The following is a 20987-nucleotide window of genomic DNA, read 5'->3' on the forward strand; positions in this document are numbered from 1 at the left end:
CCACTCTATTGGAGGTATAAGATGATTAAAATTATATTCTTTATCAATTTCTATGTTTTCTTCGACTAAACTTTCAAAGTCAATGTCTTCATTGTGATAGTTTCCCTCTGGAGAGACAAGAAAGAAAGCAATAATATCACTATTGTCTATTTTTATCGCTTTATTATCCCAAATTGCAACATTAGTATAATATTCACGTTATTATTTGTAATTATCGTTTCATTATCGATTTTAAAATCTATGCTATTTATATTAATAAATTGATTTAAAAAAGCCATTTCTTTTGTAAGAATTTGCGTTTTACTTTGTATTATAATGCTTGAATATGTTTTTATGCATTGATTCCAATTTTGCGGAATGTTAAAATTTTCCTTCCTGTCTTCTTTATTATTCCAGCTATGAAAAGCCAATAAAGTATAATGATTTAACAAATCGGGAAATTTTAGCTTTGTGATATTATTTATTCTGTAAATTTTTTCATCATATACGGAGTTGTTAATATGAATTAACTTTAAATTACCTTCAATTAATTTCATATCTACCGGAGTGCAAATTTTAAATTTAGGATTATCGTTTTTACAGTCTATAAATTTCGATAGTTGAAAATAATCAATATTTTTTATAATATTTATTCCAAGATTTCTCATGATGAATCCAAATGAATGCCCGCCGCCATCATATCTTTTTCCAAATTCTTCTAAATTTTTAATATTATAATAATTTTGAATATCTATAATGTTAAAACCATACTTAATTTGCAAATTTTTTATGTAGATTGTTGATTAAAATATGAATATTTCGATTTTTTACACAGTATTCCGGAAAGATAATAATTAAAACTCTTTTTTTTAGAGCAAAAAGCTCTTTGTAAAACCAACTTAATTGTCTATAAATTAATTTCAGACTTAATTTTTCTGGAGTTAAACCATGATTGTGGATTTCATTAACATTGGATTCCGTAATTATTAAATTTGCACTATTGACAATTTCTTTATGTCTAATTATTTCGTAAAGATTTTGAATAGCTGTACAGCCTCCAATAACGAAATTATAAAATTTTAAATCTTTTTTGTGATTGTTAATTTCATTAATACCTTCTCTTAAGCCTCCTTGCAGACCATTTATCATTACAGAATTGCTTCCGCCAAGCAAAACTACATTTTCCATAGAAATTCCTTGAATTTTTTGTTATAATTTTAAAAAACTTATTTTATCAAAAAAACAAAATTACAAATTTAAACTTTATAAAAAATTTTTAACCAAATAACCAACGTTGAATTAATAAATAAATTAGTTCTACACTAGAAAAATTTATAGCTTAGTTAAAAACAATTAATTTAATAACTTACTCCAGAGCTAAGTTCCCATATAGGCAGAAAAATACCAAGGGCTAGCAATAAAACAAGTATTGCCACAAATAAAGTCATTAAAGGTTCAAGTAAAACTAAAAATCTATCCATAAGATTTTGCATTTTGTTTTCATAATATTTTGAAATTTCCTCAGTTAAAAATTCAAGTTTAGAACTTTTCATCGCAATATTTAACATAGAAAGCACCAAAGGATCAAATGTACCTATTTTCTTAAAAGCATGAGTAATTTCAAGTCCAGAATCCATAAAAGATAAAAGTTTTTTATATTTTAAAATAATTAGCTTATTTTCAAGTCCCAAAATCGCTAAATTAAAAGCCTTAGAAAGTGAAATTCCATTTTTTAAAAGTAAAGAAAAAACCATAAAAAAATAATAATTTTGACTATAAATAATGAAATTTGAAAATAAAGGTATTTTTAAAAAGATAAAATCGCAAATATAAGCAAAAAAATAAGATTTTTTATACATAAAATAAACAAAGATAAAAACAAACACCGATAAAAAGGTAAATATCGCGATATAATTTTGTAAAAAATCATAAATTTGAAGCATGATGGTAGTTATGAAAGGCAAGTTAATATTTAAATTTTCAAATAAATCTTTAAAATTAGGTATCACATAAAGCATCAAAAAAATAAAAGCCACGCAAACACTAACAAAAACAAACAAAGGATATCTCATAGCTTTTTTAAATCTCTTTTTATTTTCTAAGCTTTTTTCTCTAAGCGTAGCAATTTGCAAAAAATTTTCACTCAATTTTCCAGTGTTTTGTGCTGCTTTTATTAGGGCTAATTCTGCATAATTTAACCCAAAATTAGCGTTTTCAAAAGCAAGATTTAAATTTTGCCCTAAAAGCAAATTATCAAGAACTTTGCTTATACCTTTAAAAGAATGAATTTTTACAAGCTCTTTAAAGGCTTCTTGTATGCTTAATCCAGCTTCGCAAAGCAAGGCTAATTCTTTAAAAAAGAGTATGAAATATTCACTATTTATTTTTTTTAAATGGCTATTTTGTTTTTCTTTAATGCTGATAATTTTCCAATTTTTATCCAAAGCTTTAGCTTGTGCAGTGTTTAAATTTTCAGCTCTGATGAGTTTTTTATACTTTTTTTGCGCCTTAATGATTTCAAGCTCATAAAGTTTCATTTAAAACCCTTAAAAGCTCATCTATACTCGTAATACCTTCTCTTGCTTTTTGCAAACCCTGCTCAAACATGCTTTGAAAGCCTTTATTTTTCGCAAGTGCCAAAATTTCACTCTTGCTTTTGTTTTCTCTAATAGCTTGAGAAATTTCATCATCCACCCTTAAACACTCACCAACCAATTCTCTACCTATAAATCCACTTTGATGACAATACTCACAACCCCTAGCCTCAAAAAAATTTCCTTGAAATTGCTTGTATTTAGTGCTTTTTTGTTTGCATCTTGGACAAAGCTTTCTGACTAAACGTTGTGCGATAATTAAACTAAGTGCAGAAGCGATTAAATAAGGTTTTGCTTTCATATCTAAAAGTCTATCTATCGTAGAAAGCGCATCGTTTGTATGCAAAGTGCTTAAAAGCAAATGTCCGGTTAAAGAAGCTTTTAAAGCTATATCGAGGCTTTCTTCATCTCTAATCTCGCCTATCATAATAATATCGGGATCTTGCCTTAAAATCGCCCTTAAAGCATTATTAAATTCAAATCCTGCTTTAGGATTGAGTAAAATTTGCTGAATTAAAGGCATTTTATATTCTATAGGATCTTCTGCCGTGATGATTTTCTTTTCTATACTCTTTAATGCATTTAAACAAGCGTATAAAGTAGTACTTTTACCACTTCCTGTTGGACCTGTAAGTAAAATCATCCCATGAGGAGATTTTAAAGCTTTTTTTAAAATCTCAATATTTTTCTTTCCTAAATTTAACTTTTCAAGCTCTAAAATTTCTTTATTGTGCTTTAAAATCCTTATAACCACACTCTCACCGTTTGATAAAGGCAAAGATGAAATTCTAAAATCGTATTTTTCTTCTTTAAATTTAAACTCAAAACTACCATCTTGAGCTTTTCTTGATTCTGCTACATTCAAATGGGCTAAAAATTTAATATGAAAAATCAAAGCTTCATAAATATCTTTTTCAAGATCAACAAATTTCTTTAAAATACCATCCACCCTAAATCTTATCAAAGCATCATTAATCCTAGATTCTATATGAATGTCACTCGTATTTATTTTAAGCGCTTCTTCAAGGATAAAATAAAAAATTTGACTGATACAAGTTTGGTTTTCTTTTACGCCCTCTTGCCATTCAAGTTTAAGTTTGATACTTAATTTTTTTAACTCATCTTTAATACGAAGAATGTTTAAAAATTTTAAAATTTTAAACTCATCAGCAAGTGCAATTTCTATTTTTTCAATATTTGTAAAAATTTTTATTTGTTCTAAAAGCTCCAAAGAACAAGGTTTTGCACTGACTACATATAAAATATTCTCATTTTTTATCGGCAAAACTTGAAATTTTAAAAGCATATTAAAAGGAAAATTTTCACAAAATTTTTCATCAAATTCATTTAACTCAATAAATTTCATATTTAAAAAAGAGGCTAATTTCTTTAAAAAATCTTCACTTTGTATGTTAAAATTTTGATAAATTTGATCAAGATTTATTTTTTGATTTAAATAATCCTCAAATAAATTTTGATCAATCATTCTTTAACTCTTTATCAAATTCAATAAATCCATAAGAATCCAAATAAGCATCTAAAGCTTTTTTAGCTTCATCTTTATGACCTAAGGCTATTTTAGCCTTAGCAAATATCAACCAAGAATCCTCAGCTTTTTTATCTATGTCATTAGCTTTTAACGCCCAAAAAATAGATTTGTTATAATCTTTCATCTTATAATACTCACGAGATAAAATTAAAGCCTTTTCATAGCTAGGATTTTTATAAAAATTATTTTTTAATTTAGCAATATTAAATACTTTAGAATCAATTTGTATCTTAGAGATGGTATGATTATTTTCTTGTATGAGTTTTTCTCTTATTATTTTATTTTTTTCCTGCAAGATCTTAGCTTTTATGATGTTTTGTTCCAACTCTTTTTTATAATTTAAAGCTTCTAAAGATATTGATTTTTGTTTATAATGATTTTGCACAATGAAAAAAATAATGCCAATTAGCAAACCGATAAAAAGAAGATAAAATAAATTTTTAAAAAATTTTTTCAGCAAATATTTTTTATAGGCACTTTCAAGATCACGCACTCTTTCTTGCAAATTCATTTTAAAAATCCATTCTCTAAAGCACAAAGTTTTAGTACATAATCTTGACTTTTTGTGTTTTTAAAATAAAGATTGAGTTCGCAAAAACTTTTAAGCATTTTATCAACATATCTTAAATTTCCTTTGTAAAATTTCATTATTATTTTCATTGCTTTATGGGAAAAATCAATATTGAATTTTAATTGAATATATTGATGAAGCTCTTTAATATTAAGCTTTTCAAGCCAAAAAATTGTCTCGAAGCGACTTTTAAAATAATCTTTTTCAAAAAGATCTATTTTTTTATGAGAACTCAATATAAAACTCATTTGATCACTATAAATTCGAATAAGTTCTAATATTTTTTCCTCATACATACCCACTTCATCGAGTATCAAAACATCCTTTTTTCTTTTTTTAACGATGTCTTTAAATTCTTTCTCATCTGAAAAAATTTCATCGATATAATCAATGTCATGATATTTTGCTAATCTTTGCAGTAAAACACTTTTGCCACTCCCACTTAAACCACAAATTAAAATCAAGGTTTTATGTTTTAAACTCTCATTTATCTTTGAAAAAATTTCTCTCCTTAAATCCACAATTTTATTCATAATGTTTAAATCCTAACTCCCTAAGACTTGGAAAATTAGCATTATCAACTATGGTAGGTGTTATGATAAAAACAATTTCTGTTACATCCGATATCTCCTCATCAGATTTAAATAAAGCTCCTATTAAGGGGATATTGGATAAAAAATTAACAGAATGCTTATTTTCACCATTATTTCTTGAAATAAGCCCACCCAAAATAAGAGTTTGATTGTTTTCAACCTGAACAACGCTTGATAGCTTTTTTTGGATTGTATCTGGAGCGATAGTGCGTGGCTCTTTTTGTCTTTTCTTATCTTCTGGATATTTAAAATCACTTAAACTTGGGTTGATTCTAAGCATTATTTTACCATCATCAGAAATTTCTGGCAAAATATTAAGCAAAATTCCTATAAAAATAGAATAATTACTATAACTTTCACTCACCGTTGTTCCATTTTCTGTTCCTTTGGAACTTTCTTTAACTTGATAATTAATCGTATCCCCAACTGAAATAATAGCTTGTTGATTATTTAAAGCCATGAGTTTAGGATTGGAAAGTACATAAGTTTTTCCATTTTGAGAAAGAAAGTTGATAATAGAATCAAAATTTAAATTTGCCCTAAAACCTAAATTTTTCACAAAACTTTGTCCATTTTGAAAATGAATAAAAGAATTTTCACCACTTTTTGTTTTGGAATTAAAATCCAAATTAAAATTTTGCCAATTAATGCCGCTAGAATGGCTTTTACTTAGATTTACAGCGATAATACTAACATCAATAATCACTTGCTTTTTTAAACGATTTTCAAGTTTTTGCAAATATTCTCTAACGCGTTCTAATTGAGAATGAGTGCCTGCAACTATTATAATTCCAGCATTTGAATTGACTATGGGTGCTTTTATTTCATAGCTTTCATGAGAAGAATTAAGCAACATAGTGATTTCTTTTTCTATATTTTGCCAAAAATCAAATTTTTCCATGCTTTTAATCATATTATCTTCATTATCTTCAGATGAAGTTTTAAATTCGCTTTGCCTTGGTTTTGCATCCACTGAAGCTTTAGTGATACTTTGACCTTCTCTAACTGAAGTGATATAACTTATTTTAAAAATCTTTGTTTTTAAGGCTGAAATTTTCAAAACCTTGCCGTTAAATTCATAAAATAAATCATGCTCTTTGATAAAAAGATTAAAAATCTCATCTAAACTCATTTGATGTATATTAATATCATTTTGAATGGTTTTTAATTTTTCTTTAGCGATCTTATCTTTTACGATAATACTAAATGAACAATAATTTGCAAGTTCTCTAAGACTTTCTTCCAAACTTGTATTTTCATGGATATTGATATCAAATAAACGTTTTTGGCAATCTAAAGCATAAAGAATTTGAGTAAAAAATAAGATCTTAATAAATATTAATCTTAGCATTGGTTTTAAAATTGATTTTAAAATTTAAATTATCGTATTGTAATACTATATCTTTTTTATTGACTTCAACAATCAAAGCACCGTCAATTCTATCACCTTTTTTATACCAATGATTATTGATTTTTACCTGATCTAGCATGATAGCTGCTATATTAAGTTTTTTGATTTTCTCAAGGGTAGGATTTAAGAAAGGATTTTGAAGATTTTCAAGATCTACATCGCATTTAGAATTTAAAGATCTGAAATATTCTTCAAAATCATCTTGTGCCATTAAAAAAGTAAAAAACAAACAAATGGCACAAAAAAATCTTTGCATTGCAAATTTTAGTTTTCTAACTCGTTACTAAAATCAGCCATAGCAATACGTTTTAATTGTCTATAACGACGTTGCGCATCTTTTTTGTTTCTTTCAAACAATTCTTTTGCATGATCTGGGTTTGATTTTTTCAAAGCATTGTAACGAACTTCATTCATTAAAAAGCTTTCATAAAGATCCCATTCAGGCTCTTTACCAGCTAAGGTTAATGGATTTTTTCCTTGCTCTTCTAAACGAGGATCAAAAGTATAAAGTGGCCAATAACCGCATTTTGTAGCAAGCTCACTTTGCTCCCCAGAATAACCAAGACCACCTTTGATACCATGTGCTATACAAGGAGAATAACAAATAACCAAAGAAGGACCATCATAAGCTTCAGCTGCAACCAGTGCTTTAACCAAATGACTATAATTTGCAGCAGAATTAACTTGAGCTACATAAATATAACCATAAGTCATTGCAATTTGACCTAAATCTTTTTTCTGAATAGGCTTACCTGCAGCAGCAAATTGTGCTACAGCACCAGTACGAGATGATTTAGAGCTTTGACCTCCAGTATTAGAATAAACTTCAGTATCAAGTACTAAGATATTTACATTCTCACCACTTGCTAAAACATGATCAAGGCCACCATATCCAATATCATAAGCCCAACCGTCACCACCAAAGATCCAATGAGATTTTTTGCTTAAATATTGTTTTAAATCTAGAATTTCTTGAACTGCTTTAATATCTTTATTTTGCTCTAAAATTGGAACTAATTTATTTCTAATTTCAACTGAAGCAGTACTATCATTTTTATTTGCAATCCAATCTTTAAAAAGCGCTGCTAAAGCATTAGGCACTTGTTGCATATTTTCATTCATAATGGCTTCAATGCGGTGTCTTGTATTTTCAGTAGCAACCTTCATCCCTAAACCAAATTCTGCATTGTCTTCAAATAAAGAGTTACCCCAAGCAGGACCATGTCCATTTTTAACACTTTTTCTATAAGGAGTAGAAGGAGCTGAAGCACCATAAATTGAGCTACAACCTGTTGCATTAGCAATAATCATTCTTTCCCCGAATAATCTTGTGATCAAGGTAATATAAGGAGTTTCACCACAACCTGGGCATGCACCATGGAATTCAAACAATGGCTGTGCAAATTGTGCGCCTTTTGTGCTTTCTTTATTTAAAATTTCATCTTTGTAAGTGATTTCTTTAAATAAATAATCAGCATTTTCTTGCTCTCCAAAATCCATTTCTTCTTGAAGTGGAACCATAACTAATGATTTTTCTTTAGTTGGGCACTCATGAACACAAAGCTCACAACCTGTACAATCAAGAGGAGAAACTTGAATTTTAAAGCTTAGTTTTTCACCTTTAGTTCCTTTAGCCTCTAAAGCGTGTTCTTTCACTCCCCGTGGAGCTTTCGCCATTTCTTCATCATTAATTAAGAATGGTCTAATAACCGCATGTGGGCATACAGAAGCACATTGATTACATTGGATACAATTTGCCTCAATCCATCTTGGAACCATAACACCTACACCACGTTTTTCATACTCGGTAGTACCGTGTTCAAAACTTCCATCTTCGTGACCTAAAAACGCTGAAACCGGTAAATCGTCACCTTTAGCGGCATTCATAGGTTTAACGATTTTTTCAACAAATTCAGTACCTTTGTAAGCATTAGTTTGTTCTTTTTCTTTGATTTCTAGATTTTTCCAGCTAGGATCTACTTCTACTTTTACAAGTCCATCTGCACCTACATCAATAGCTTTGTAATTCATTTCTACAATAGCATCGCCTTTTTTACTATAAGATTTATAAGCAAATTCTTTCATATATTTTTGCGCATCTTCATAAGGAATGATTTTTGCAAGTTTAAAGAATGCTGATTGCATAATAGTATTTGTACGATTACCAAGTCCTATATCACGTGCTAATTTTGTTGCATTGATGATGTAGAAATTAATTTCTTTCTCCGCTAAAGTCTTTTTAACAGAATCAGGAATTTGTCTGATGGTTTCTTCAGCACTCCAAATACTATTTAAAAGGAAAGTTCCACCTTTTCTAATTCCTGCTAATACATCATAAAGTTCGAGATAGGCTGCTACTGAACAGGCTATGAAGTGAGGTGTTGATACAAGATAGGTTGAGCGAATTGGTTTTTTAGAGAAACGCAAATGACTTCTTGTATAACCCCCTGATTTTTTAGAATCATACGCAAAATAAGCTTGTGCATAAAAATCAGTTTTATCCCCGATAATTTTAATAGAGTTTTTATTAGCACCTACTGTTCCATCGGCACCTAAACCATAGAATAAACATTCTATTGTACTTTCGTCTCCAAGAGAAATTTTTTCACCGGTTGGTAAAGATGTATGAGTTACATCATCGACAATACCTACTGTGAAACCATTTTTAGGGTTATCAAGTTTTAAATTTTCAAATACAGCGATCATTTGTGCAGGATCGACATCTTTAGAAGAAAGTCCGTATCTTCCACCTACAATAATTGGTGCATTTTCTCTTCCATAGAAAGCTGATTTTACATCAAGATAAAGTGGTTCTCCTAAGCTACCTGGCTCTTTAGTTCTATCAAGCACTGCGATTTTTTTAACTGATTTTGGCATTACATCAAAGAAATATTTTAAGCTAAATGGTCTATAAAGATAAACTTTGAAAACACCAACTTTTTCACCTTTCGCATTTAAATAATCCACAACTTCTTCAAGAGCTTGAGTTACAGAACCCATAGCAATAATAATGCGATCTGGCTCTTTGTGTCCATAATAAGTAAATGGTTTATATTCTCTACCAGTAATTTTTGAAATTTCTTGCATGTATTCATTAACAACATCTGGCAAAGCATCATAAAAACGATTTGCTAATTCTCTAGTTTGGAAATATATGTCATCATTTTGCGCTGTTCCGCGTGTTTTTGGATGCTCTGGATTTAAAGCACCATTTCTAAATTCAAGTAGAGCTTTTCTATCTAACAATCTATCAAAATGTTCATAATCCATCACTTCGACTTTTTGAATTTCATGACTTGTTCTAAAACCATCAAAGAAATGTAAAAATGGAACTCTACCTTTAATCGCAGCTAAATGCGCTACTCCGGCTAAATCCATAGTTTCTTGAACAGAATGAGAACAAAGCATCGCAAAACCAATTTGTCTTGCTGCATAAATATCTTGATGATCCCCAAAAATCGATAAAGCTTGAGATGCTAAAGAACGTGCTGCAACGTGTATAACACAAGGTAAAAGTTGTCCTGCAATTTTATACATATTTGGAATTTTCAATAATAAACCTTGAGATGCAGTATAAGTTGTTGTCAAAGCACCTGCTTGTAACGATCCGTGAACACTACCTGCCGCACCTGCTTCACTTTGCATTTCTACAATTTTTACAGGCACTCCAAATAAATTTTTCTTTCCTGCAGCAGCCCATATATCGGTATAGTCTGCCATAGGGGAACTTGGAGTGATAGGGTAAATACCAGCTACCTCTGTAAAAGCATACGCTGCGTAAGCAGCAGCTTCATTTCCATCCATAGTTTTCATTACTTTACTCATTAAGACCTTCCTTAATCAATATTTTTTATCAGCAAGACTATACTACGAATTCTCTTAAAAGGTGTTTAACAAAAACTTCAAATTTGTTTAATATTTAGTATATGGCAAATTGCTTCGTACGCATTTGGAAAAATTTGAGAATATCTCTTTAATTCATTCTCATCGCCATAACCACAACTTAAAGCGATAGGAGTGATATTAGCCGCTAAAGATGCTTGTACATCCAAAATAGTATCGCCAATCATATAAGCATTTTCTTGAGTTTTGTTTAATTTGTCCAATGCTAAAAGTATAGGTTCTGCATCTGGCTTTGGATTTTTAACATCATCAAGAGTAATTAAAGTTTTAAAAAATTTTTTAATTCCTAAAGATTCAAGCAAAATAGGAGTAAAAGTTCCACCCTTAGTTGTCACTATACCCAAATCAGCAAAATCATAAGCAAGATGTAAAGCTTGATCAGCTTTTGGAAGTAAAGTTGTTTGTTCTAAATAAATTTTAGAATAACATTCACGATAAATTTTAGCAAATTCATCGATCAAATTAAAACAATGAGGATAGAGCATCGCAAACATATTTTTTAACGGATGGCCTATAAGATCTTTAATTTTTTCATCTTCTTTTACATCCAAATTAAGAAATCTTAAGGCATCCTTGAATGAATTTAAGATGGCATTTGTAGAATCTATCAAAGTGCCATCTAAATCAAATAAAATAGTATATTTCATTGTTTTTGCTTGAGTATAAATTTAGCCTCTACTCTTCTATTATCAGCTCTTCCTTCTTTAGTTGCATTACTAGATCTTGGGTGCTCTTCACCATATCCTATGGTCTTAATACGATTTTTATCAACTCCATATTTTTCAAGCTCTTTAGCAACACTTTGCGCACGTTTTTGTGAAAGTTTTTTATTGTAAGCTTTTGAACCTATATTATCAGTATGTCCTTCGAGTATAGTATTATAATTTTTATTTTCATCTAGGATTTTAGCAATTTTCTTAATTTTTTGGCTAAAAACTGGATTGATATTAGTTTTATTAAACCCAAAATGTCCCTCTAAGGAAATTACTTTTTGTTTGCCACTTTCATCAAGTACATATGTTTCTGCTTGTGTATTTTCTTCAATTTGTCTAGTTTTGGATTCATTTTTTACACTTTGTTTTTTTTCTCCACCAAAACCAAAACTAATACCTAAGGTTGTAACCCAATTATGATTAGCATCATTAAAATTAATTTGATCCCTTGTTTCAAGTCTTAAAGCTAAAGAATCACTTAAACTAAATTTAATTCCTGCTCCATATTGTCCAAATCCGCCGCTTTTATTATCATAGGCAGCATTAGAAAAATTCTCATAACCACCTCCAGCTAGACCATAAAAATAAAATCTTTTATTTAAATCAAATCCTTTGATCGCATTTAAATAAGTTCTAGATATATCTGTAGTTTCATGAGTATTAGCATATTTTACATTAGAATAATACTCAAAACCTAATTCCACTTGATCTAGCCAAAAATTATCAAAATGATAGCCAAGTCGAATTCCAGGGGCATAACGATTTTTCATATCCAAATTACCTTCAAAATAATTATAATTGAAAGTTGGAGTCACTTCAAATTTAATATTTTGATCGGCACCAAATAAAGTACTTACTAAACCTAAACCCAATAATAACCTTTTCATAAAAAATCCTTCAATTGATAATAAATTTTAAATGTAAAGATTATAACATAAAAATAGAAAAAGAGAGAAATAATTAAAGTATAAAAATAAGCAGCGAGAAAATTCTCGCTGTAAAGATTAACGTTTAGAAAATTGTGGGCTTCTTCTTGCTTTGCGACGACCGTATTTTTTACGTTCTACAGTTCTGCTATCTCTTGTTAGAAGTCCTTTTGGTTTTAATAAGGCTCTAAAATCTGCATCCATAGCCGCTAAAGCTCTTGCAATACCATGTCTTAAAGCTTCAGCTTGTGCACTATAACCACCACCTAGAGTAGTCGCTTTAATATCCATAGAAGTTTCTTGCTTAGTCGCAAGTAAAGGTTGAACCACTTTAAGCTTAATAGCTTCATGTCCGCCAAGCCAAGTATTTAAATCAACACCATTAACGCTGATTTTACCACTACCTGGTTTTACCCAAACTTTTGCAATAGCGGTTTTTCTTTTACCTGTTGCATATGTTGTTGCCATATTATTTTCCTTCTTTAGCAATTTGTGCTGTATGTGGATGCTCACTGCCAGCATATATTTTTAGTTTTTTAAGCATTGCTCTACCCAAATTTGTTTTAGGAAGCATACCTCTAACTGCTAATTTATATAATTTAGCAGGATTTTTTTGAAGTAAATCTCCAAATTTTTCACTTTTTACACTTCCAAAATATCCAGAATGTCTATGATAAAGCTTATCTTCAGCCTTATTAGCACCTGTAAATATAGCTTTTGATGCATTGATAATGATTACATAATCTCCACAATCAACATTAGGTGTAAAACAAGGTTTATTTTTACCTCTTAAAATTGTCGCTACTTCGGTTAAAAGACGACCAAATCTTTTTCCTTCTGCGTCTAAAACAATCCATTCTCGCTTTACTTCGTTTGGCTTTGTTATCTTTGTCATATTTTTTACCTTTGCCAAAAATTTAAAATGTGATTGTATAAAAAATAATCTTAATATTTACTTAATTTAAGTTTAAATAAAGAAATAATAAAATTATGCTAAATGTTTATTTTTTATACAATTTAAACCTTATATAAAAAAATAATTTTAATAAACCCGCAATATTATTGCAAAATAAGATATAAATTTAATTCACCTCAATAAAAAACTAGGAAATTAATTCTTTAATTTCCTATTAAATATCTTATAAATCAATATTGTTTATTGTTTTGTTTTCGTTTTATACCACTTTGATGGATTATACTTTAAAGGACATTCTAAAAACGCATTTTTACATTCTTTTAAATTTGCAAGCTCCCAATTATCCAAACATTGATCAAAACAAATAGCTTTTCGAAAAGTTTCTTCCATAGAAATTACTTTGCTTACATTCCAAGTACTTATATCATGATTAAAATAAATTGCCTCTTTAAAACAAGAATTAAAATTTGTTACCTTACTTACATCCCAGGTTTCTATCCCGCTGTAATCTTTACGATAAGAACGCTCAAAAACTTTAGATAAGTCTTTTAGTTTGCTTACATCCAAAAGCCCTAAATTAATCTCATCAATCTTGACAAGCATTTTAAGTAAATTTTTATCATCTATTTTGACCTTTTGATTATTTTTAATCTTTTCTGCAATATCGATGAATTTTAAAAGTAAAATAAAATAATCTTTTTTACTCTCATACATTTCTACAAGATCTACGTATTGAACTAAATACTGAGTAAAATCCAAATTCACAAAGCGTTTATCATAATCATTATCTGGGCTTTTTATATTTTTGTGTCTGCCTAAAAATATCATATATTCTAGCAAAGTTTTATTTAAATAAAGATCGCTCGTATAGTGATCCAATCTTATTAACTCAACTAATGCAAATATCGAAGGTATAGGTTTTTTTCATACATGGAATTTTCTACAGTTAAAAAGGTTTCTTCAAATTTAAAATAATTTTTCGTTAAAATATTTTTTGCAATATCCACATGAGCAAAAAATAAATGCTTAAAATCTGCACCATTTTGTATATACAATTTCAGTATATCACATCTTTCTTCTTCACGTTTTTCCAATATATCAAAATCTATTTCTTTACCCATAAAATAAAAATCAAAACGCATAGATTCTGCCCAATATATACCCAAAAATCGTGCGCTTTTGACAAGTTCTTTGTAATTCGCTCCATAACTTATTAAAAGCTTCCCAATATCTGCACGACCATTTGATAATGCCCATTTAAGACAATCTTCAACTTCTTTAGATTCTAAGAGAAAATTTGTATTTTCAGCAAGTTTAACGATATTTTCTATAATTTCAAAAGGTACAATACAAATACATTCACAACTACAACGTATATAAAGATCATGAATACTATGGTACGATAAATGCATTATCTCATTATATATTTTAGCAAGCTCCATATCGTTCATTTTTTTCTGTGCGTTTGTATTTTGAAAAACTTTTAATGCTTTGCATAATCATAATCTTTCTTTTTGCGTACTAAAAGATTTAAAATATTCCTTATGATCTTTATCTCTATTATCTTCTATAAGATTTAAAATCGCTAATATTCCGGTATCTGCATTGATCGCTTCATTGAATTCTTTCAACCAAATCGGAGGATTTTTTTCCAAAGGACATCCTTTGAAAATATTTTTATTTTTTCTTAAGATTTCGGTTGAGATTTTCCAAGCATCAAGATTTTGGTTAAATTCCTTACAGTTACAAAACATATTATCCATATCTCTAACCTTACCCATATTCCATGAGCTTATATCGCAATTAAAATTATTACATCCAGAAAACATTCTATCAAAATCTTGACCTTTTCCTACATCCCATTTGCTTAAATCAACATTCATATTTTCACAATGATAAAAACAATCAGAGAAATTTTTAATATGCGAAACATCCCAAGATTCTATCCCGTCAAATCTTTCTCTGTACATAAAAGCACTTTCAAGTGAGTTAAGATATATTAAATTAATACAATCTAGGGCTACTTTAGCGATAAGATAATCTTCTTTATCTTGCGCATATTCTACTAAAAATATAAGTTCTATATTATTCATTGGACAATAAAGTTGATTTTGTATAGCTGGTTTTTTACCAAAAAGTACTTTGGAAAAATTGGAACTTTTAAGCGCCTCTTCTGCATTTTTACCATTTAGTATAGACTTTAATAACTCTTTTAACCTTGCAATACTACAAGTATTTACAGCTTTTTGCAGCAGCTATATCTGACTCGAGAGTTTCCCTTATTCTAATCAATGCAATTCGATAAAAAGATTTTGGAGCCTTATATTTATCATCAAAAAATTCTTTATAAAATAAATTTAAAAACTTTTCACAAGCTTGTATAGCATCTTTAGTGATTGCAATATTTGGATTTTCATTTATCAAACGCACCGCTTCAAGTGCTCTAGCATTTTTTATAGCCTCCAAAAGCCTTTTATCGCTTATTTTGCTAAATTTTCCAAAGCTTTATCTAAATCTTTAGCCCCTAAAAGCGATCGAAGAATTTTGCAAATCTCACTTAAATCTTCAAAGCAAAGTACATTTGCAATAAACCACTCATCAAATTCTTCCTCAGTAGCATCATGATAAGATATTCCTGTTTCTTCTTCAAAAGCTACTTCGTATTCTTCTGGATCGATATGATCATACGCATCACTTAAAAAACCCTCTAAATGAGAATTAATAGCCTGTAAAACTTCTTTGCTAGGTTTTGTTTTTAAGAATTCTTTAAAATTCTCAAGATTGTCTAAAATTTCAACATCAAATTCCATAATATCTCCTTTTTATTATTTTTTTATCTTTCTTCTTTCTTCATACATTTTAATTTGTTCTGGTCTCTCTAAACTCGTATCAATATTGTATTCTTTAACCAATTGTTCCCAAGTCTTAGCACCTGCTTTTTTTAAGATTGTTTTATTTTTATTTATCCCAAAAGAAATAGCTCTATCTAATGGAGTATCAGGTTCAAAATAATTGATTTTATCATCTTTAGTTTTATTGATAGTGCAATTAGCAGCATTGACATCAGCTCCATATTTGATCAAAATTTCCAAACAAGTTCCAACAGGTTTTTTCTTAGATCTTGCAGCTATATGTAAAAGGGTTTTTCCTGCATCGATATAACTGTGTTCATGTTCTGTTTCAATCCTTCTCATATTTACATCAGCACCAAATTGTAAAGCCACTTCTAAAGAATTTACAGACTCAGGATCGCCAAGCAATATCCAAGAATGCAAAGGGGTGGCACCTTCTTCATCATAAACTTCAAATTTACATCCTTTTTTAAAAAAATAATCAATCATTTTTTTATTTTTTCCACCCACTCCAATATAATCAGTAAGGGCATTATTTCCTAAACACTCATCATCAGCTTTAAGTCCTAAACTCTCAAAATACTCCATCATTTCAAAACTTTGACTCTTATCATAAGCAATCCCTGCCCAAGCTAAAGTAGAACTAGGGCTAAAAAAAGGTATAGGATGATCACACCAATATGTCTTACAACATTTCTCTAAAAATACTTCAGGCACGGGATAATCTTTTAAAAACTCTTTCACCTCTTTAAGTTTATTATCTTTAATAAGATCAAAAAACTCCCAACCTATCTCCGTTGCCGTTTTTTCATCCATAGCTTGAATTTCTTCTAAAGTTTTCATTTGTTTTTCCTTTTTTGCATTTTTAAAATGTTACTTTCTATTTCTTAAAAAAAGATGTAACTTTATCCAAAAATGATAATTGCTTGTTTTCTTGTAATGTAAATACATTATCAATCCAAACAACATCGCAATCTTGATGTGCGCTACTAAAAGACACTTCAAATTCTTTATAATTTTCATCATAAAAAAAATGTTTAAAAGCATTATTTTGCTCTATAAATTCGAAAATCTTTTTATTTCTTATTTCATGATCTTGATAACTAAGCTCCAAATCTTCCAATTCCTCCACTTCTTCTAAGCCCGCAAATTTTACAAATTCGCCTTCGTTGTCGAGGCTAGAATAAGATTGAGATTTGAATTTAGATTCGCTAGTTTTACGAAATTTGATAACCATATTCAAACTACCCGCTATATATTCATCTTCAAGGAAAGTTCTAAATACTTTCTCAAAACGAAAGCTAATATAACCTCTTTTTGATTCATCATGAATACTTATATCTATCTCAAATTCTGTATATTCCTTATCTTCTTCTTTTAAAAATTGCATAGGGGTTAAATAAATTTTCTTAAATTCTTCATAAAATTTTAAAGCATTTAATCCATCAAAAGGTTTTAAATTATCATACAAATTTTTAGCCAATTTTGCACTTTCTAAAGAAATAAAATTTTCAGATTCAAATTCATTTTTATTAATCTTTAATTTTTCTATTTGAAGCTCTTCTTGTATATAAGACGTTTTTAAACCGCAAAATGTATAAGGACTAGAATAAGATTTAAATTCCTGTGTGCAAAATGGAAAATATTTTCTTATGACTTTATCGATATATTTAAAATCATATTCTAAGCTAGAATTAGTATATATCTTTTTATCTTTGCAAAACATAATATAAAGCACATCATCCTTTTCATGAACAAAAAGACTACTGCAAAAATTTGTATAAAAATCAATATAAGATGGAAATTTTTCATCAAAATAACATTTAAATTCTTCATATTCTTTTTCATCATATTTTTCTTCATATTCTTCTCCATCGTATTCATATTTTTCGCTTAGCTCTCTAACCATATAACCAACAACGATTTTTTTCAAATCACTTCTTAAATATTTTGAAAAATAATCCTCGCAAAAAGAAAAAATATGACCTATATATCTGTCGATTTCTATAAATTCATCTTTATATTTTAGAGTATAACGACCCTGATAAAAACAAGAATTTAAAGCCATTGCCCCATCTATTTCAACATATAAATTGGCCATAAATGGAAGGGCATTTTTATTAAATTTTTTCTCTTTTATAAATTTCAATATTCCAATTTCTTCAACACTAGCACCAATCAATAAAGCTGTTTTTAAATTTTTGTTTTGCTCATTTTCTATAACAAAAACTTGTAGCTCTGTGTCTGTATTTTTGAGACAAAAATTAAAATTTATCTTAAATCTTAATATTCTAAAAACTTTACTTAGATAATAAAAAATTTCATTACTATCACGGATAAAAACGATATTAAATATTTCTTCTTTCTTTAAAAATTCATCTAAACTTTGATAAAAATTCGTATTTGCATGAAATTGAGGACTTTTTATTATCTTAACATCTAAAATATTATCAAATTCAGATTCTTGCACCATATTTAAATAATCTAAAATCATAATGAGAGCAAATTCTGCTTCATTTTGTGAAAATCCTTCAAATAATTCTACCGCTTGCTCTTCTATTTCTTGCTCATTACAATCTATTTGAGTATGAGCAAGCAAACGGATCTCCGATTTTGGTTTTCGGTTTTCTTTTTTGCTATTGATAAATCGCATGCTATTGTTATATTTTGTTTCTACTTTGTCATAAATAAAAATTTCATTATTTTCATATTCCCAATTCTTAAAATCATAATTTTGTAAAAATTCTTCTTTTTGTGATGAATTTAAGTCTTTTATTTGAGTTAGAATTTCTAAAATTTGTTCTAACATTACAAAGCGTGGATGGCTTTGTAAAAAATCTTCCAAATCATCTATTTTTCTTAAATCATTTAAACAAATAAGGCCGCCTTTTCTTGTGGTGCATTTTTGTCCTTTATGAACGTGCAAATATTCATTAAAGAATTTAACATTTAATTTATGCAATAAAGCAAAAAGATCCTTTGCTTCTTTTAATTGCTTTAAATGTTTTTCTGTAATAACCACACCACATTTTAATAAAGTTTTAAAAGAATCTTGATTCAATTTAAAGGCAATGCGTTTGTCTTCAACTTCCAATGTGTAATATCTTTCATCTTCTTTTGTTTTGAAAACAGGCATAAAAGTAAGGATATTGATCTTTTTAAAAGTATTTTTACTCACACTTTTTCCCATTACAAATTCAAAAATTTGATCATGGATTAAATTATACATAGTGTCATCATCTAAAATACTATTCGCCAATGAACTCTCGCCGCACAATCTTTCAAATATATCAGAAAAGATTTTATTTATAATCTTTTGGTGGAAACTTTCAATATTTTTACTTTCATCTAAATTCAAAATTTCTCTTATATTTTTTTGTTCTTCAAGACTTAAAGGAATGAATTTAATATCATCGTTTTCATCTTTGGAATCTGGATTTTGATTATCTTCATTGTCTAAATTTATATCTTCATTATCTTTAAGCGGATCTGAATCGCTTTCTTCTTGAAAACGTTCGCTTAAAAAAGTTTCTATTGTATCAAAATTAAATTGCTCTCCAAATTGCTTAACTTGTTCCTTAAAAATATCGATTTTTTGGTTTAGTTCTTCTTCGCTTAAATTTAAATCATATACATCATAGGCTATAAGTTTTCTTCCATTTTTATTATCTGTTATAAAAACTTCTATATATTCTTCTTTGTCCCAATCTTCATATAAATCTTCAATATCATCAAGCATTAAAATACGATTTTTACCTCGTGTTACCCGACAGCCTTGCAAAGCCAAATTAACTTTATTTAAAATTTTATAATTAGGCAAAGAGGAGCAAAAATCTTCAATTAATTGATTATTAAATACTAAAGCTTTCTTTTTTTCATTGTATTTCTCACAAAGCTCTCTTTGTAAAAAATAATAAATATGTGATACTGTTGCAATCCTTTCAGAATCTCCAGCATATACAAATGCGCCAGCTTTTAAAAGATCAAAAAAATACTCTTTAATGTTTTTTGTAATGGGATTTTTAGATTTTATGAAATTTGTTTTAATGTTTAATTCTTGCATTAAAGGTTTTACTTTAAACACTGTCAAATTAGCATCATCTATCTTGCAAATATCAAAATGCTTTAAAACATCCTCTTGCAAAGCTTCATCGATATAGTCTTGCACTCTTTTAAAATCTTTTGAAGAAAGTTTGATAAATTCCTCTTGAGTAAGACTTAAAGCACCTATTAAAGCATTGTGTTTATAATTTTCTAGATAATTTCTTAAAGATTTTTCCTTAGGATCCATTTCTTCATTTTGTTCAAATTCATCTTGATAATAATTCATCATCTCATCCATTTGTCTTGCAAGCTTAAACATGTCCTTTAAGTCAATGCTATGTAAATGAGTGGGCCCATGAAATTCTTTGAAATTATCAACATCACTGTAATTTTCATTTTCTTCATTATCTTGTTCATCATGTATTTTATTTTCTTCTTCGAAAATTATTTTGTAATTTTCCAAAGCAAACTCGATTGTACCTTTAGCAAAAAGTGATGACTCTGCCATAATGATATTCTTTTTATTTTCATAAAGCCAAGTAATTTCAACGGAATTGATTGTTAGTGTATTTTCTCCTTCTTTATGCACATTAAATACACTTTTTTCACTCATAAGTTCCAAAAAATCTTCAAATAGATTATCCCCTTCTATCTCGAAATAAAGCTTACCATTTTTTTCATGCATAGTATAAAAATCCATATTCATCCTTTTATATTAAACCATTAAGCCATTGATACAAAGCTTTTTATTTTATCATCTTTTTATAATATTTTGACAAGTTTAAAATTATTTTTCTGTTTATATTTCAATAGTGCTTAACTTATTAAATAATATAGTAAGAAAATGATTGATTTTTAAATAATATTTTTAAACTCTTAGAAAAATGCGGCTTTAGAATACTTTTAATTTTTCAATCAATTTTAAAATATGGATAT

General features: G+C 28.4%; 20 protein-coding genes. All 20 read right to left on the reverse strand.

Annotation, left to right across the window (positions count from 1 at the left end; translation table 11 throughout):
• Positions 1 to 152: 152 nt before the first annotated feature.
• The gene (locus CQA75_RS00005; protein WP_171000051.1) at positions 153 to 647 is read right to left on the reverse strand and encodes a hypothetical protein; all 495 of its coding nucleotides are present in this window, start codon (positions 645 to 647) and stop codon (positions 153 to 155) included.
• Positions 648 to 750: 103 nt separating this feature from the next.
• The gene (locus CQA75_RS09060; RefSeq protein WP_171000049.1) at positions 751 to 1167 is read right to left on the reverse strand and encodes a glycosyltransferase; all 417 of its coding nucleotides are present in this window, start codon (positions 1165 to 1167) and stop codon (positions 751 to 753) included.
• 170 nt (positions 1168 to 1337) lie between these two features.
• Positions 1338 to 2516 carry a type II secretion system F family protein gene (locus CQA75_RS00015; protein ID WP_137623027.1) on the reverse strand — a complete coding sequence of 393 codons (1179 nt, stop codon included), beginning with the start codon at positions 2514 to 2516 and terminating at the stop codon, positions 1338 to 1340.
• The gene (locus CQA75_RS00020) at positions 2503 to 4059 is read right to left on the reverse strand and encodes a GspE/PulE family protein (RefSeq protein WP_137623028.1); all 1557 of its coding nucleotides are present in this window, start codon (positions 4057 to 4059) and stop codon (positions 2503 to 2505) included. Before CQA75_RS00020 ends, CQA75_RS00015 begins: the two co-directional genes overlap by 14 nt.
• A complete protein-coding gene (locus CQA75_RS00025) occupies positions 4052 to 4633 on the reverse strand; it encodes a CDC27 family protein (protein ID WP_137623029.1) in 582 nt (193 codons plus the stop codon). The genes CQA75_RS00020 and CQA75_RS00025 overlap by 8 nt, the downstream gene beginning before the upstream one ends.
• Positions 4630 to 5226, reverse strand: a complete 597-nt coding sequence (locus CQA75_RS00030) for an ATP-binding protein (RefSeq protein ID WP_137623030.1) — start codon at positions 5224 to 5226, stop codon at positions 4630 to 4632. Before CQA75_RS00030 ends, CQA75_RS00025 begins: the two co-directional genes overlap by 4 nt.
• On the reverse strand, positions 5219 to 6637 hold the full coding sequence (gene mshL, locus CQA75_RS00035; RefSeq protein WP_137623031.1) for a pilus (MSHA type) biogenesis protein MshL: 1419 nt from the start codon (positions 6635 to 6637) through the stop codon (positions 5219 to 5221). The genes CQA75_RS00030 and mshL overlap by 8 nt, the downstream gene beginning before the upstream one ends.
• Positions 6615 to 6953 carry a transformation system protein gene (locus CQA75_RS00040; protein WP_407920013.1) on the reverse strand — a complete coding sequence of 113 codons (339 nt, stop codon included), beginning with the start codon at positions 6951 to 6953 and terminating at the stop codon, positions 6615 to 6617. The genes mshL and CQA75_RS00040 overlap by 23 nt, the downstream gene beginning before the upstream one ends.
• 8 nt (positions 6954 to 6961) lie before the next feature.
• The gene (gene nifJ / locus CQA75_RS00045) at positions 6962 to 10522 is read right to left on the reverse strand and encodes a pyruvate:ferredoxin (flavodoxin) oxidoreductase (RefSeq protein ID WP_137623032.1); all 3561 of its coding nucleotides are present in this window, start codon (positions 10520 to 10522) and stop codon (positions 6962 to 6964) included.
• A gap of 77 nt (positions 10523 to 10599) precedes the next feature.
• On the reverse strand, positions 10600 to 11247 hold the full coding sequence (locus tag CQA75_RS00050; protein ID WP_137623033.1) for an HAD family hydrolase: 648 nt from the start codon (positions 11245 to 11247) through the stop codon (positions 10600 to 10602).
• Complete coding sequence (locus CQA75_RS00055; RefSeq protein ID WP_137623034.1) at positions 11244 to 12200, reverse strand: OmpA family protein; 957 nt, start codon at positions 12198 to 12200, stop codon at positions 11244 to 11246. Before CQA75_RS00055 ends, CQA75_RS00050 begins: the two co-directional genes overlap by 4 nt.
• A 117-nt stretch (positions 12201 to 12317) precedes the next feature.
• A complete protein-coding gene (rpsI, locus tag CQA75_RS00060; RefSeq protein ID WP_137620190.1) occupies positions 12318 to 12707 on the reverse strand; it encodes a 30S ribosomal protein S9 in 390 nt (129 codons plus the stop codon).
• Between the two features lies 1 nt (position 12708).
• Complete coding sequence (gene rplM, locus CQA75_RS00065) at positions 12709 to 13134, reverse strand: 50S ribosomal protein L13 (protein ID WP_137623035.1); 426 nt, start codon at positions 13132 to 13134, stop codon at positions 12709 to 12711.
• Between the two features lie 261 nt (positions 13135 to 13395).
• Positions 13396 to 14034, reverse strand: coding sequence for a BspA family leucine-rich repeat surface protein (locus CQA75_RS00070; RefSeq protein WP_137623036.1), 639 nt, complete (start codon positions 14032 to 14034; stop codon positions 13396 to 13398).
• Between the two features lie 14 nt (positions 14035 to 14048).
• Positions 14049 to 14606, reverse strand: coding sequence for a hypothetical protein (locus CQA75_RS09065; RefSeq protein WP_171000052.1), 558 nt, complete (start codon positions 14604 to 14606; stop codon positions 14049 to 14051).
• 48 nt (positions 14607 to 14654) lie between these two features.
• The gene (locus tag CQA75_RS09070; protein ID WP_171000053.1) at positions 14655 to 15248 is read right to left on the reverse strand and encodes a BspA family leucine-rich repeat surface protein; all 594 of its coding nucleotides are present in this window, start codon (positions 15246 to 15248) and stop codon (positions 14655 to 14657) included.
• 133 nt (positions 15249 to 15381) lie between these two features.
• Complete coding sequence (locus CQA75_RS09075) at positions 15382 to 15621, reverse strand: hypothetical protein (protein ID WP_171000054.1); 240 nt, start codon at positions 15619 to 15621, stop codon at positions 15382 to 15384.
• A gap of 14 nt (positions 15622 to 15635) precedes the next feature.
• Positions 15636 to 15965: a hypothetical protein gene (locus tag CQA75_RS09080; RefSeq protein ID WP_171000055.1), complete on the reverse strand. Its 330-nt coding sequence runs from the start codon at positions 15963 to 15965 to the stop codon at positions 15636 to 15638.
• Between the two features lie 15 nt (positions 15966 to 15980).
• The gene (locus CQA75_RS00080) at positions 15981 to 16850 is read right to left on the reverse strand and encodes an ankyrin repeat domain-containing protein (RefSeq protein WP_137623037.1); all 870 of its coding nucleotides are present in this window, start codon (positions 16848 to 16850) and stop codon (positions 15981 to 15983) included.
• A gap of 37 nt (positions 16851 to 16887) precedes the next feature.
• Positions 16888 to 20751 carry a hypothetical protein gene (locus CQA75_RS00085; RefSeq protein ID WP_137623038.1) on the reverse strand — a complete coding sequence of 1288 codons (3864 nt, stop codon included), beginning with the start codon at positions 20749 to 20751 and terminating at the stop codon, positions 16888 to 16890.
• Positions 20752 to 20987: the final 236 nt, after the last annotated feature.

It is taken from the genome of Campylobacter taeniopygiae, from assembly GCF_005406225.1.
Taxonomy (GTDB): Bacteria; Campylobacterota; Campylobacteria; order Campylobacterales; family Campylobacteraceae; genus Campylobacter_D; species Campylobacter_D taeniopygiae.

Excerpts from the sequence above, each read along its gene's own strand:
- rplM (WP_137623035.1), bottom strand. The coding sequence starts at position 13,134 with ATGACAAAGATAACAAAGCCAAACGAAGTAAAGCGAGAATGGATTGTT.
- CQA75_RS00005 (WP_171000051.1), bottom strand. The coding sequence starts at position 647 with ATGAGAAATCTTGGAATAAATATTATAAAAAATATTGATTATTTTCAA.
- CQA75_RS00050 (WP_137623033.1), bottom strand. The coding sequence starts at position 11,247 with ATGAAATATACTATTTTATTTGATTTAGATGGCACTTTGATAGATTCT.
- CQA75_RS00085 (WP_137623038.1), bottom strand. The coding sequence starts at position 20,751 with ATGGATTTTTATACTATGCATGAAAAAAATGGTAAGCTTTATTTCGAG.
- CQA75_RS00080 (WP_137623037.1), bottom strand. The coding sequence starts at position 16,850 with ATGAAAACTTTAGAAGAAATTCAAGCTATGGATGAAAAAACGGCAACG.
- CQA75_RS00025 (WP_137623029.1), bottom strand. The coding sequence starts at position 4,633 with ATGAATTTGCAAGAAAGAGTGCGTGATCTTGAAAGTGCCTATAAAAAA.
- CQA75_RS00055 (WP_137623034.1), bottom strand. The coding sequence starts at position 12,200 with ATGAAAAGGTTATTATTGGGTTTAGGTTTAGTAAGTACTTTATTTGGT.
- CQA75_RS00015 (WP_137623027.1), bottom strand. The coding sequence starts at position 2,516 with ATGAAACTTTATGAGCTTGAAATCATTAAGGCGCAAAAAAAGTATAAA.
- mshL (WP_137623031.1), bottom strand. The coding sequence starts at position 6,637 with ATGCTAAGATTAATATTTATTAAGATCTTATTTTTTACTCAAATTCTT.
- CQA75_RS09065 (WP_171000052.1), bottom strand. The coding sequence starts at position 14,606 with ATGAACGATATGGAGCTTGCTAAAATATATAATGAGATAATGCATTTA.
- CQA75_RS00030 (WP_137623030.1), bottom strand. The coding sequence starts at position 5,226 with ATGAATAAAATTGTGGATTTAAGGAGAGAAATTTTTTCAAAGATAAAT.
- CQA75_RS09060 (WP_171000049.1), bottom strand. The coding sequence starts at position 1,167 with ATGGAAAATGTAGTTTTGCTTGGCGGAAGCAATTCTGTAATGATAAAT.
- CQA75_RS09080 (WP_171000055.1), bottom strand. The coding sequence starts at position 15,965 with ATGGAATTTGATGTTGAAATTTTAGACAATCTTGAGAATTTTAAAGAA.
- CQA75_RS09070 (WP_171000053.1), bottom strand. The coding sequence starts at position 15,248 with ATGAATAATATAGAACTTATATTTTTAGTAGAATATGCGCAAGATAAA.
- rpsI (WP_137620190.1), bottom strand. The coding sequence starts at position 12,707 with ATGGCAACAACATATGCAACAGGTAAAAGAAAAACCGCTATTGCAAAA.
- nifJ (WP_137623032.1), bottom strand. The coding sequence starts at position 10,522 with ATGAGTAAAGTAATGAAAACTATGGATGGAAATGAAGCTGCTGCTTAC.
- CQA75_RS00020 (WP_137623028.1), bottom strand. The coding sequence starts at position 4,059 with ATGATTGATCAAAATTTATTTGAGGATTATTTAAATCAAAAAATAAAT.
- CQA75_RS00040 (WP_407920013.1), bottom strand. The coding sequence starts at position 6,953 with ATGCAAAGATTTTTTTGTGCCATTTGTTTGTTTTTTACTTTTTTAATG.